This window comes from Enterobacter sichuanensis, assembly GCF_002939185.1.
Taxonomy (GTDB): Bacteria; Pseudomonadota; Gammaproteobacteria; order Enterobacterales; family Enterobacteriaceae; genus Enterobacter; species Enterobacter sichuanensis.
Genome location: NZ_POVL01000039.1, coordinates 12,256 through 25,448 on the forward strand (window position 1 = coordinate 12,256; position 13,193 = coordinate 25,448).

The window sequence follows — 13,193 nt, forward strand, 5'->3', positions numbered from 1 at the left end:
GTTTACGCTTTATCACTCGACGAGGGGGATGATTCGGAAACAGGTGCGACGGGCTTCGCTTCAGCCGCTTTAACCGCGGGCTCTACTGATTGCGCCTGTTTTTTCACTTCGGCTTCCTGCGGCGTCTGTTCTGGGGCGTCAACCTGATGCTCAGCGCTGGCTGGCGTGACGCCCTCACGCTGCGCCTCGCTGCCCTTCACCACCGGGTTATGAATGGTGTTGGCTTCATCGCTCGCTTTTTCAGGGTCGTTGACGCTGTACGAGCGCTTCATGGACTCTGCCGCTTCGCGCAGTTCATCCATTGAGGCTTTCAGTTCCGGCGTCAGGTTATCCATGCTCGCCTTCTCGACCTTTTTCAGGCTTTCCTGGAATTCCTGCAGCTTAAGTTCCTGCGCCAGCTCGTTCTGTACGGTGGACGCCAGCGAACGAAGCGCACGCACCCACCCCGCAACCGTTTTTACTGCAACGGGTAAACGCTGTGGACCCAACACAATCAGGCCAATCACGAAGACCAGCAGCAGCTCACCAAAACCAATGTCGAACACGACTTACACCTGCTCTTTATCGTGGCGTTTAGCGTCTTCCTTTTTCGCATCATCCTGCTTGTCGGAGATGGACTTAGCAGTAAAATCAGCGTCCTGGCTGGATTTATCCTGCTTGTTCTCATCATCGCTCATCGCTTTTTTGAAGCCTTTGATAGACGCGCCCAGATCGGATCCAATGGAACCGAGCTTTTTGGTGCCAAACAGCAGCACGACGATGACGGCAATGATCAACAATTGCCAGATACTGATACCACCCATACATATTCCTCAGTGATAGATGATTAAGGAGTCAGGCCGCATTATACGTATGCGGCCTGGTGATAGCGACGCCTGCTCAGCGCGTCTTTCTCCAGCCAACGAACCAGACCACGATCCCGGCGGCCATCAGCCAGGCGGGCATCATCTGCCAGTCCGGACGGTTGATTAACAGCAACGTACCGCTTAACAGCAGGGTTGCGCCTACGCCAAACAGATAGCGAGACTGGCCCTGACGAACCCGGTTTGACTGAAGCTCGTGGGCGATTTTATCCATGCTGAGCTGAAGGTTCTTGCTCTGACGCAAACTGTCATAGACCAGTTCCGGAAGCTCCGGCATCTTCTCAACCCAGAACGGTGCTTTCTCTTTGAATGCCCGCACCAGAGCCGGAATGCCGACCTGATCTTTAATCCAGGATTCAAGGAACGGTTTCGCCGTCTTCCACAAGTCTAACTGAGGATAGAGCTGTCGACCTACACCTTCAACGTAAAGTAATGTTTTCTGAAGTAAAACAAGCTGTGGCTGCACTTCCATGTTGAAGCGACGAGCGGTGTTAAACAGATTCAGCAGCACGTGGCCGAAAGAGATTTCCGCCAGCGGTTTTTCAAAAATCGGTTCGCAGACGGTACGGATAGCAAACTCAAACTCTTCGACGTTGGTGTCCGGCGGAACCCATCCGGAATCAACGTGCAGTTCGGCCACTTTACGATAATCGCGATTAAAGAAGGCAATAAAGTTTTCAGCCAGATAGCGTTTATCTCCTTTGTTCAGCGAGCCTACAATCCCGCAGTCAATGCCGATGTACTGCGGATCTTCAGGATGCTCGTAGCTGACGAAGATATTGCCCGGGTGCATGTCTGCGTGGAAAAAGCTGTCGCGGAATACCTGGGTAAAGAAGACCTGCACACCACGCTCGGCCAGCAGCTTCATGTTCGTTCCCTGTTTCTCCAGGGCCACCACATCCGAAACGGGGATCCCGTAGATTCGCTCCATCACCATCATATTCTGGCTGCAGTAGTCAGAGTAGACTTCGGGTACATAGAGCATCGGGCTGTTTTCAAAGTTGCGGCGCAGCTGAATGGCGTTTGCTGATTCGCGCAGCAGGTTAAGCTCATCAATCAGGGTTTTTTCATACTCCCGTACCACCTCCATCGGACGCAGACGACGCCCGTCCGGAAGCAAACGCGGTACCCAGCGCGCCAGACGGTAAATCAGCTTCATGTCTGCTTTGATGATCGGCAGGATGTCCGGGCGAATCACCTTAATCACCACTTCTTTGCCGTTTTCTTTCAGACGCGCAGTGTGCACCTGCGCGATAGAGGCTGACGCCAGGGGATGTATATCGAAATCGTCAAACCAGGTCTCGACAGGAATATTGCCCATCGCCTCTTCAATTTGCTTTTTCGCGCGCGCACCGTCAAACGGCGCAACGCGATCCTGCAGCAGCGCGAGTTCATCAGCAATGAGCGGCGGGAAGAGATCGCGGCGGGTCGATAGCATCTGACCAAATTTAATCCATACCGGGCCGAGCTCCTGCAGCGCCAGACGCAGACGCTCACCCAGCGGCTGACCTTTATGGCGATTGGGCATCCAGAACAGCATCCGCCGCCAGATACGCAGCGGCAGCGTAATGCGCATTTTGGGGATAAGCTCGTCGAGCCCGTAGCTCAAAAAGGTGCGAATGATGAAGTAGAGGCGCCGAATTTCACCAGGCGTCATTTGTCCTCCAGTTTTTCCAGCCGTTTGGTTAACGCATCAACCGCACGTTCAACAGCAGCGGTCTCTTCCGCAAACCACGCCACTTCCAGTGGCCCGGGCGCCATTCGCCACTCCTCCGTCAGCACTTCCGCCGCATAGCGTTGCTGTCGTTGCAGGCTTTTACGCAGGAATGCCGTTCCGCCATGCAGGGCTTTACCGATCCCTTCAGCGGCAATGTCACCAATAAACGGTGCGAGCAGCTCTGCCGGATCGAACTCCGCCAGATCGGTGAGCGCCACGAAGCTCTGGACAACCTGAATGTCGCCTTCCACTTCCAGCTCACCGCTGCGGATCAGCGCCGTTAATTGCTGACGGTCGCGCAGTTTAGGCAACACGCTCATGTGCGTAATGACCGAACAGTCGGCTTCACCTTCCCACTCCCCCAGGACGTCAAGCTGGCGTTCGCTGAAGACCAGCACAAGCGGCGTCGAGAACTCTTTTAAAACAATGCGTAATACCTTCCCGTTAAGCCGCTGGCGTGCGGCTTTTAGCGCCGGCGCGCGATAGAGAAAGGCATTCAGTACGTTCTCGATGCCTGCGGTGACTAAGGGTTTAAAGGGCACGGGACACCTCCACTCAGAACTTGTAACCGCGATGCAGTGCGACGACACCTGCCGTCATGTTGAAATACTCAACGTTTTCAAACGCTGCATCCTGCATCATGGCTTTTAAGGTGTCCTGATCCGGGTGCATACGAATGGATTCTGCCAGATAGCGGTAGCTTTCGGCGTCGTTTGCGACCAGTTCACCAATACGCGGCAGAACGTGGAAGGAATAGGCGTCGTAAGCTTTGCTCAGGGGCTCGATAACCGGTTTGGAGAACTCAAGCACCAGCAGACGTCCACCCGGCTTCAGCACGCGGTACATGGAGCGCAGCGCTTTTTCTTTGTCGGTGACGTTACGCAGACCGAAGGAGATTGTGATGCAGTCAAAGGTATTATCCGGGAACGGCAGCGCTTCGGCGTTCGCCTGCACATACTCCACATTCCCCACCACGCCAATGTTACGCAGCTTCTCGCGTCCCATTTTCAGCATAGAGTCATTGATGTCGGCCAGAACAACACGCCCGGTTTCGCCCACCAGACGGGAGAATTTTGCGGTTAAATCGCCCGTTCCGCCGGCGAGATCCAGCACCGTTTGTCCACGACGCACACCGCTACAGTCAATGGTGAAGCGCTTCCACAAGCGATGAATGCCGAACGACATCAGGTCATTCATCACATCGTACTTCGCCGCCACGGAATGAAATACGTGGGCCACCATGTCAGCTTTCTGCGCTTTGGCGACAGTCTGAAAGCCAAAGTGCGTTGTGTCTTGTGAATCGTCAACCATCTCAGAGCCTGCTTATCAGTAAAATGTCCGTGAAGTGTAACAGATTGGGCGCGATTGCCCTACGTTTCAACCACCGCGGAAGAAACGCGCTGGCTGCGCGTCGGGTGAGTGCGTCGCTGCTAACGCGTTGTCTTCACTGCGTGTCTTTTGTTCATCCGCCCCTTCGCGCAGGCGAAACTCTTCGTCCTGCGCGGTAGCCTGTTCAACCAATTCCGGATTAATCTCGCGTTTCACCTCCACCCCAAGGCCGCGGAAGGCTTCGGCCTGCGCCAGCAGATTACCTCGCCCGGAGGCGAGTTTTTTCATCGCCTGGCGGTAGTTATCCTGCGCGCGGTCCAGGCTCTGCCCGACCGAAGACATATCGTCCACGAAGAGGCGCATTTTGTCGTATAGCTTGCTGGCGCGATCGGCTATCTGCTGCGCATTGCGGCTCTGGTGCTCATACCGCCACAGGTTAGCAATGGTGCGTAAGGCCACCAGCAGCGTGGTGGGGCTGACCAGCATAATGTTATTTTTGAGCGCTTCGGTGATCAGTTCCGGCTGTCTGTCGAGCGCCAGCAGAAACGCGGGCTCTACCGGGATAAACATCAGGACATAGTCCAGTGAGCGCAGGCCGGGCAGCTGCTGGTAGTCTTTTCTGCCTAGCAGGCGAATGTGATTACGCACGGATGCAATGTGCTCCTGCAGGGCAGACTCGCGCGTGTAGTCATCCTCCGCATTGAAGTAACGCTCATACGCCACCAGCGTCATCTTGGCGTCAATTACCACATCTTTACCCTGCGGCAGTCTTACGATGACATCCGGCTGCATGCGCGAGCGGGCATCGTTTTCGATACTCACCTGCGTTTCGTATTCATACCCTTCCCGCAGGCCCGAGGCTTCCAGGACGCGGGTCAGCACCACTTCTCCCCAGTTGCCCTGGGTTTTGTTATCCCCTTTAAGCGCACGGGTGAGGTTGACCGCCTCCTGCGCCATTTGCGCATTCAGCTGCTGAAGATTGCGGATCTCATGCGCCAGCGTGTGCCGCTCGCGGGCCTCCTGACCAAAGCTGTCCTGCACCTGGCGGCGAAAACCGTCCAGCTGTTCGCGCAGGGGCGTCAGCAGGCTATTCAGGCTCTGGCGGTTCTGTTCATCAACGCGGCGGTTGCTGTGCTCGAAAATACGGTTAGCGAGGTTCTCAAACTGTTCGCTGAGGCGCTGCTCGCTGTTGAGCATCTGTCGGATTTTGTCTTCCGCATGCAGTTGCGTGGATTCCAGACGGGTGGTCACTTCGCGGAGATCGGCCTCCAGCGAGGTGTTGATATCACGCAGGTTGCGCAGCTCGTTATTGAGTAACTCGCACTCCTCTCGCCAGTGGTCACTCAGCGCAAGCTGCTGCTTTGCCGCACTTAATTCGGCGACTATCTCTTCACGCTCTGCCAGCTGATCGGCCTTCTGCTGCGCATGCTGATAGCTGGAAATAAGCCAGCCTATCGCCACGCCCGCCAGCGCAATCACCGCATAAATCAGGACTGAGATATCCACAATGCCCCCTGCATCAACGTATTACCCGCACAAAATAAGATTGTGCTGTATAAACGTCCAGTTTGAAAGGGTTTTCCTGCGAGGCGCTACGCAAAAAAACAAAGGCCGAACGTGTCGGCCTTTGATTTCGAAGGGAGAGGATTAGATCAGGCGACGCGCGGCTTCAACCACGATTTTCACCGCATGGCTTTCGGTCTGCTTCATGGTTTCAGCGTTCGGGATCTCCTGCTGGGTACGGTTGACGATAACGCCCGCCACCATACCGGCACGCAGACCCTGGCTTGCGCACATGGTCAGCAGCGTTGCGGATTCCATTTCGTAGTTCATCACGCCCATGGACTGCCACTCTTCCATTGAGCCTTTGAAACGGCTTACCACGCGGCCAGAGAAGGTGTCGTAACGCTCCTGGCCTGGGTAGAAGGTATCGGAAGAGGCGGTTACGCCCACATGCGTGGTGGCCCCCACAGATTTCGCGGCCTCAACCAGCGCAGTAGTACATTCGAAGTCAGCCACTGCCGGGAACTCCATTGGCGCAAAGTGCAGGCTTGCACCGTCCAGGCGCACGGATGCTGTCGTGACCAGCACGTCGCCGACGTTGATATGCGGCTGAATAGCGCCAGTGGTACCGATACGCAGGAAAGTACGAATGCCCAGCTGCGCCAGCTCTTCAACGGCAATAGAAGTAGACGGGCCACCGATACCGGTAGAACAGACGATCACGGCTTTACCATCCAGCTCTGCACGCCAGGTGGTGAATTCACGATGGGCTGCCAGCTTAACCGGCTTATCCATCAGCGCGGCGATCTTTTCCACACGCTCAGGATCGCCCGGGACGATCGCGAGCGTAGCCCCTTGTAAATCGTTTTTGGTGAGGCCGAGATGAAAAACATCAGACTTAGACATAGGTGACTCCTCTGTGGGTCGGTTAGTCAGAAGAAGTAAAACGGTACTTTACAGAAGCAATACGCATAATTTCGTGACACAACTCACCATGACTGAAAATGATTGCAGTTAATTTCCATAAAATAGTGATTTACATCACATTAACAAGTTATATCGTTGGCCGCTGCACAAAAGATAGACCGTTTAAGGCACTGTGAGTTGTTAACCTGGTGTCTATATTTACCTTTGCGCTAACTCATTGGTACGGAGAATGCCATGACTGAAAAAACCGGTTTTGCACCTGCTGCGGCCCCGCATGCCTCAACCATCGTCTCTACGTCTGAAGAGGCCATCACGGCGGGTGAGACCTCTATTCCCTCGCAGGGAGAGAATATGCCTGCTTACCACGCGCGACCAAAATCAGCAGATGGCCCGCTACCCATCGTGATCGTGGTTCAGGAAATTTTCGGCGTTCATGAACATATTCGCGACCTCTGCCGCCGACTGGCGCTGGAGGGTTACCTGGCCGTTGCGCCTGAACTCTACTTCCGGCAGGGCGATCCCGACGACTACAGCGACATCCCTACATTGCTCAGCAATCTGGTGAGCAAAGTCCCGGACGCGCAGGTCATGGCCGATCTCGACCACGTTGCCAGCTGGGCGGCGCGCAACGGGGGCGATCCGCACCGGCTGCTGGTCACCGGTTTCTGCTGGGGTGGACGCATCAGTTGGCTATATGCCGCGCATAACCCTCAGCTGAAAGCCGCAGTCGCCTGGTACGGCAAACTGGTGGGCGAAAAAACGCTGAATTCACCGAAACATCCCGTGGATATCGCCACGGAGCTGAATGCCCCCGTATTAGGACTGTATGGCGGTCAGGACACCGGTATCTCCCTTGATTCGGTAGAGACCATGCGCCATGCGCTCCGTGCGGCCAATGCGAAGGCCGAGATTGTGGTCTATCCGGATGCCGGACATGCCTTTAACGCTGATTATCGCCCGAGCTATCACGCGGAATCGGCTAAGGATGGATGGCAGCGGATGCTTACATGGTTCCGTCAGTACGGTGGTAAAAAAGGCTAAGCCTTTCCCATTGTCATGACGCATAAGGAGTGCGTGTTATGGAGCAATCCCTCTCGTTTCCACGCGGTTTTCTCTGGGGCGGCGCCATTGCCGCCAACCAGGCTGAAGGGGCATGGAACGTGGACGGCAAAGGGCCGTCCGTGGCAGACGCCGTCGCCTGGAAACCCAACCTGTCCGTAAAAGATTACAGGGGTCATATGGCCCTGACGGACGAGAACATTCGTGATGCGTTTGAAGGCAACCATGACGCGCGCTACCCGAAGCGCCGCGGCATCGATTTTTATCACCACTATAAAGACGACATCGCCCTGTTTGCTGAGATGGGTTTTAAGGTGCTGCGCGTCTCCATTGCCTGGTCGCGCATTTTCCCGACCGGAGAGGACGCTAAGCCCAACGAGGCCGGGCTGCAGTTTTATGAAGAGATGTTCCGCGAGCTGCGTCGTCATCACATCGAGCCGCTGGTCACCCTCTCCCACTATGAAATGCCGCTGGCGCTGAGCGAAAAATATAACGGCTGGGTACATCGCAACGTGGTGGATGCCTTTGTCCGCTTCAGCAATGTTTGTTTCGACCGCTATAAAGATCTGGTGCGTTACTGGCTGACCTTTAACGAAATAGACAGTATTCACCGTCATCCGTTTACCACGGCGGGTATTCGCGAAGAGAAGAGTGCACCGGGTCAGGCAAAGCAGGATATTTACCAGGGGCTACATCATCAGTTTGTCGCCTCAGCACTGGTGACGCGCGACTGCCACGCCAAAATTCCCGGCAGCCAGGTCGGTTGCATGCTGACAAAACTGACCACTTATCCGCACAGCTGCCGCCCGGAAGACGTTGAAGCTACGCTGAAGAAAAACCTGGAGAATTATTTTTATGCCGACGTGCAGGTATTTGGCGACTACCCGCCGCTGATCCTGCGCGATCTGGAAAGACAAAATATCCATATTGAAATGCACCCTGACGATCGGCGTATTTTAAAGGAGCATACCGTCAATTTCGTCTCCTTTAGTTACTATATGTCGATGACCGAATCCACTCAGCCAGACGCTGAACGCATTCCCGGCAATACCGTGCTCGGTGTGAAAAACCCTTATCTGCCTGCGTCGGAATGGGGCTGGCAGATTGATCCGCTTGGGTTGAAAATCTCGCTGCTGGAGCTGTATGACCGTTACCGAAAACCGCTGTTTATCGTTGAAAACGGTTTGGGTGCGAAGGATGTGGTCGAAAACGGCAAGATCCATGATAGCTACCGCATCGACTATTTCCGCGCCCACTTTGAACAAACGCTGGCGGCGATTAATGAAGGCGTGGAGGTAATGGGGTTCACCACATGGGGGTGTATCGACATTATTAGCGCAGGCACCTCGCAGATGTCCAAGCGCTATGGCTTTATCTATGTCGATCAGGACGACGAAGGCAACGGCACGTTAAAACGGCTGAAAAAAGACTCCTTCTGGTGGTACCAAAAAGTGATTGCCAGTAACGGCGCAGACCTGAGCTAAGTATGCGCAGGCCGGGCAGACGCCCGGCCATCGCGCGTCGTGGCTACGCCTGACGCAAATTCTGTGCCGCCTTCACCATATTCGCCAGCGCCGCGCGGGTTTCCGGCCAGCCGCGGGTTTTCAGGCCGCAGTCCGGGTTTACCCACAGGCGCTCAGCCGGAATGCGCTGGGCGGCTTTCTTCAGCAGGGCTTCGATCCACTCCACGCTCGGCACGTTCGGGGAGTGGATGTCGTACACGCCCGGTCCGATTTCGTTCGGGTAGTCGAACTCTTCAAACGACTCCAGCAGTTCCATATCTGAACGCGAGGTCTCGATGGTGATCACGTCAGCGTCCAGCGCGGCGATCGAATCCATGATGTCGTTAAATTCGCAGTAACACATGTGGGTGTGGATCTGGGTGTCGTCCTTCGCCACCGCGGCGTTGATGCGAAACGCCTCCACGCCCCACTTCAGGTAGGCCTCCCAGTCGCTGCGGCGCAGCGGCAGACCTTCACGCAGGGCCGGTTCGTCAATCTGGATGATGCCAATGCCTGCGGCTTCGAGATCCGCCACTTCATCACGCAGCGCCAGCGCGATTTGCTTCGCGATGGTTTCACGGGACACATCTTCACGCGGGAAGGACCAGCAAAGAATGGTCACCGGGCCGGTCAACATTCCTTTCACGGGCTTGTCGGTCAGGGACTGGGCGTATTTCGCCCACTCCACGGTGATGGGTTCCGGGCGGCTGATATCACCGATGACCACCGGCGGCTTCACGCAGCGGGAGCCGTAGCTCTGCACCCAGCCATTCTGGGTGAACACGAAACCGTCCAGATGCTCACCGAAGTATTCCACCATGTCGTTACGCTCGGCCTCTCCGTGCACCAGCACGTCCAGACCTAAGCGCTCCTGCTCCACAATCGCCTGTTTGATGTGTTCGGCGATACCGGTACGGTAGTGATTCGCGTCCAGGTTGCCTTTTTTGAAGTCCAGGCGCAGGCCGCGGATCTCGGTGGTCTGCGGGAAAGAACCAATCGTGGTGGTCGGCCACGCAGGCAGGTTGAAGCGCGCGCGCTGCGCTTCGGCACGCACCTCATACGGGCTCTGACGCTGGCTGTCCTGGGCGGTGATGGCCGCCAGACGTTTCTCCACCGCCGGATTATGCACGCGGGCCGAGTGACGGCGCGCCTGGATGGGTGCGCTCCATTCGCTAATCGCCGTCGTGTCACCGCTGTTCAGGGCATCACGCAGCAGGGCCAGCTCCTCACACTTTTGCAGGGCAAAGGCGAACCAGCTCTTCACTTCCGCATCCAGACGGGTTTCTACGCTGAGATCAATCGGGCTGTGCAGCAGGGAGCAGGAAGAGGCGATCCACAGTTCACGTTTGTCTGCGATGTCTTTAATCTGCGCATATTTCTCCGTCAGATCGGCGCGCCAGACGTTACGCCCGTTCACGAGGCCGGCAGAGAGTAGCCAGTCCGCTGGCAGCCGTTTGTGCAGCTCTGCCACATCATCGTTACCGTGTACGAGGTCGACGTGCAGACCCTGCACCGGCAGCGCGGTAATCGTCTTCAGGTTTGGCGTCACGCCTTCGAAATAGGTGGTCAGCAGGAGCTTCACCTGCCCCGCAAGCGCGTCATATGCCGGTTTGAAGGCAGAGAGCCATGCCTGCGGCAGCTCCAGCACCAGCGCAGGTTCGTCGATCTGCACCCACTGAATGCCGCGCTTGCCCAGCTCAATCAGGACCTGTTTGTAGACCGGCAGAATATCGTTGAGCAGGCTCAGACGATCGAACTGCTCCCCTTTCACTTTACCCAGCCACAGGTAGGTTACCGGCCCCAGCAATACGGGCTTCACCTGGTGACCCAACGCCAGCGCTTCGTCCACTTCATCAAGAAGCTGCGTCCAGGTCAGTTTGAACTGCTGACCTTTTACGAACTCCGGCACCATATAGTGATAGTTGGTGTTAAACCACTTGGTCATTTCCGCCGCTGCCGCTGGCTCACCCGTTGGCGCACGGCCACGGCCGATGCGGAACAGGGTATCGATATCTACCGATCCATCGCTGTTCTGATGACGAGCCGGCACGTTGCCAAGCAGCAGGCTGGTCGTCAGAACATGGTCGTACCAGGCGAAATCGCCCACCGGCAGCAGGTCAATGCCCGCCTGTTTTTGCTGATCCCAGTGACGGGCGCGCAGCTCGCGTCCCACTGCCAGCAGCTCTTCACGGGTGGCGTTTCCCGCCCAGTAGCTTTCTTGCGCTTTTTTCAGCTCGCGACGCAGGCCAACGCGAGGGAAACCGAGAGTGTGATTGCGGATAGTCATGTGTTCTTCCTCTAATTAATTGTAAATCCTTTGGATTTTGAATTCAGGGAAGGCGGCAAGTTTGCTCATCCCCGGGAGCTTACATGAGTAAGTGACCGGGGTGAGTAAACGCAGCCAACGCACCATAAATTTAAAAGACGAAGGATTTTAGACGTCCAGATGTTTACACTTCTATAATTGGCGGTTACTGTATATTCCTCAAGCGCAAAATGTTCATGCCGAAGTGAAGGACTTTCATGATCGAGATAAAACACCTGAAAACGCTCCAGGCGTTACGGAACTGCGGCTCGCTCGCGGCAGCGGCGGCCACGCTGCACCAGACCCAGTCCGCCCTTTCTCACCAGTTCAGCGATCTGGAACAACGCCTCGGCTTTCGTCTTTTTGTGCGTAAGAGCCAGCCGCTGCGCTTTACACCGCAGGGCGAGATCCTGTTGCAGCTGGCGAATCAGGTCCTGCCGCAGATCGCCAGCGCGCTGCAGGCGTGTAACGAACCGCAGCAGACCACACTGCGTATCGCCATTGAGTGCCACAGCTGTATCCAGTGGCTGACCCCCGCGCTTGAGAACTTCCGCCAGAAGTGGCCACAGGTGGAGATGGACTTTAAATCCGGCGTGACGTTCGACCCGCAGCCCTCGTTGCAGCAGGGCGAGCTGGATCTGGTGATGACGTCCGATATTCTGCCGCGCAGTGGCCTGCACTATTCACCGATGTTTGATTATGAAGTGCGCCTGGTGCTGGCGCCGGACCATCCGCTGGCGGCCAAAACGCGCATCACGCCGGAAGACCTGGCGACAGAAACGCTGCTAATTTATCCGGTTCAGCGCAGTCGTCTGGATATCTGGCGTCACTTCCTGCAGCCGGCAGGCATTAGCCCGCAGTTGAAAAGCGTGGATAACACCCTGCTGTTGATTCAGATGGTGGCGGCCAGAATGGGTATCGCAGCGCTGCCGCACTGGGTGGTGGAGAGTTTTGAACGCCAGGGCCTGGTGGTCACTAAAACCCTGGGTGAAGGACTGTGGAGCCGGCTGTACGCCGCCGTGCGCGATGGCGAGCAGCGACAGCCGATTACAGAGGCGTTTATTCGCTCAGCGCGGAACCACGCGTGCGACCATCTTCCGTTTGTGCGGAGCGCGGAGCGACCCAGCGGCGATGGACCCACAGCGAAGCCAGGATCACCGTTCCCCCAATAAGGAAGCTCGGCCAGTGCGGCTGTTGCTGCCAGATGGCGAGGTTAACCAGCAGCCCCGCCGGGACATGCACGTTGTTCATGATCCCCAGTGTACCGGCGTCGACCTGGGTCGCGCCGTAGTTCCACATGAAGTATCCCAGCCCTGAAGCCACCACGCCCAGCCAGACCAGAACGCCCCACTGCACGTTCGTGGTTGGCAGTTTTTGCGGATTACCGAGCATAAACCACGCCGCCACCGCAACAATCGCAGCCCCCATATAGAACCAGGCGAACGCGTTATGCTGCGGCATCGGACGGGTTTCCATCAGACGCTTGTAGCCCACCATGCCGATGGCGAAACTGATGTTGGCGAGCTGGACGAACATCAGCCCGGTCCAGAAGTGATCGCTCACTTTGTCGTAGCGAATAATCGCCGCGCCAATCACCGCCAGTGCCGCGCTCAGCAGGTATCCCCAGCGCAGGCGGCGCTTGCTGAGCAAATCGTAGATCAGCGTGATATAGAGCGGCGTAAGCACGGTGAACAGCAGGAATTCAGAGACGGACAGGTAGACGTAAGCCCGGAAGCTAAACAGATACATGATGCCGAGCTGCATCGCCCCCACCAGCATATACAGCACGATCGTTTTCAACGATTGCCCGCGCGTACGCAGAAACGGCAGGAACACCAGCGCCGCCAGCCCCACGCGCATCAGCACCGAGAAGTAGCTGTCGACCGAACCGGCAAGGTATTCGCCAATCAGGCTAAAGGAGAAGGCCCACAGGATAGTGGTGATAATGAGTAGCGCCACAATGCTTGTCTCTCAGAAATAAGGAGAGG

Annotated in this window: 12 protein-coding genes; 3 read left to right on the forward strand and 9 right to left on the reverse strand. The window is 56.4% G+C overall.

Going from position 1 to position 13,193, the window contains the following annotated elements; translation table 11 throughout:
• Nucleotides 1-2: 2 nt before the first annotated feature.
• From tatB to udp, 7 genes are all read right to left on the reverse strand, one after another.
• Nucleotides 3-545, reverse strand: coding sequence for a Sec-independent protein translocase protein TatB (gene tatB, locus C5687_RS16760; protein ID WP_045285588.1), 543 nt, complete (start codon nucleotides 543-545; stop codon nucleotides 3-5).
• Between the two features lie 3 nt (nucleotides 546-548).
• Nucleotides 549-803: a Sec-independent protein translocase subunit TatA gene (gene tatA / locus C5687_RS16765; RefSeq protein ID WP_025757521.1), complete on the reverse strand. Its 255-nt coding sequence runs from the start codon at nucleotides 801-803 to the stop codon at nucleotides 549-551.
• A 76-nt stretch (nucleotides 804-879) separates the two neighbouring features.
• Entirely contained in the window at nucleotides 880-2,520 is a 1,641-nt protein-coding gene (gene ubiB, locus C5687_RS16770; protein ID WP_104557409.1) for a ubiquinone biosynthesis regulatory protein kinase UbiB, read from the reverse strand.
• A complete protein-coding gene (gene ubiJ, locus C5687_RS16775; protein ID WP_104557410.1) occupies nucleotides 2,517-3,122 on the reverse strand; it encodes a ubiquinone biosynthesis protein UbiJ in 606 nt (201 codons plus the stop codon). Before ubiJ ends, ubiB begins: the two co-directional genes overlap by 4 nt.
• A 13-nt stretch (nucleotides 3,123-3,135) precedes the next feature.
• Nucleotides 3,136-3,891 (reverse strand): bifunctional demethylmenaquinone methyltransferase/2-methoxy-6-polyprenyl-1,4-benzoquinol methylase UbiE, encoded by a 756-nt coding sequence (ubiE, locus tag C5687_RS16780; RefSeq protein WP_025757525.1) that lies wholly within the window; start codon nucleotides 3,889-3,891, stop codon nucleotides 3,136-3,138.
• 66 nt (nucleotides 3,892-3,957) lie between these two features.
• Complete coding sequence (gene rmuC, locus C5687_RS16785; protein WP_025757526.1) at nucleotides 3,958-5,415, reverse strand: DNA recombination protein RmuC; 1,458 nt, start codon at nucleotides 5,413-5,415, stop codon at nucleotides 3,958-3,960.
• A 141-nt stretch (nucleotides 5,416-5,556) separates the two neighbouring features.
• The gene (gene udp, locus C5687_RS16790; protein WP_003860792.1) at nucleotides 5,557-6,318 is read right to left on the reverse strand and encodes a uridine phosphorylase; all 762 of its coding nucleotides are present in this window, start codon (nucleotides 6,316-6,318) and stop codon (nucleotides 5,557-5,559) included.
• A 255-nt stretch (nucleotides 6,319-6,573) separates the two neighbouring features.
• On the opposite strand from udp, the gene C5687_RS16795 reads away from it, so the two are divergent.
• Together C5687_RS16795 and C5687_RS16800 are read left to right on the forward strand one after the other, a co-directional pair.
• Nucleotides 6,574-7,380, forward strand: a complete 807-nt coding sequence (locus C5687_RS16795; protein WP_025757528.1) for a dienelactone hydrolase family protein — start codon at nucleotides 6,574-6,576, stop codon at nucleotides 7,378-7,380.
• Between the two features lie 38 nt (nucleotides 7,381-7,418).
• Nucleotides 7,419-8,882, forward strand: coding sequence for a glycoside hydrolase family 1 protein (locus C5687_RS16800; protein ID WP_104557411.1), 1,464 nt, complete (start codon nucleotides 7,419-7,421; stop codon nucleotides 8,880-8,882).
• Nucleotides 8,883-8,925: 43 nt separating this feature from the next.
• On the opposite strand, the gene metE is transcribed toward C5687_RS16800, so the two are convergent.
• A complete protein-coding gene (metE, locus tag C5687_RS16805) occupies nucleotides 8,926-11,187 on the reverse strand; it encodes a 5-methyltetrahydropteroyltriglutamate--homocysteine S-methyltransferase (protein ID WP_104557412.1) in 2,262 nt (753 codons plus the stop codon).
• A gap of 236 nt (nucleotides 11,188-11,423) precedes the next feature.
• Here metE and metR point away from each other — a divergent pair, with 236 nt between their 5' ends.
• The gene (gene metR, locus C5687_RS16810; RefSeq protein ID WP_025757533.1) at nucleotides 11,424-12,377 is read left to right on the forward strand and encodes an HTH-type transcriptional regulator MetR; all 954 of its coding nucleotides are present in this window, start codon (nucleotides 11,424-11,426) and stop codon (nucleotides 12,375-12,377) included.
• On the opposite strand, the gene C5687_RS16815 is transcribed toward metR, so the two are convergent.
• A complete protein-coding gene (locus C5687_RS16815) occupies nucleotides 12,265-13,164 on the reverse strand; it encodes a carboxylate/amino acid/amine transporter (protein ID WP_032672477.1) in 900 nt (299 codons plus the stop codon). The two genes, metR and C5687_RS16815, sit on opposite strands and share 113 nt — an antisense overlap.
• Nucleotides 13,165-13,193: the final 29 nt, after the last annotated feature.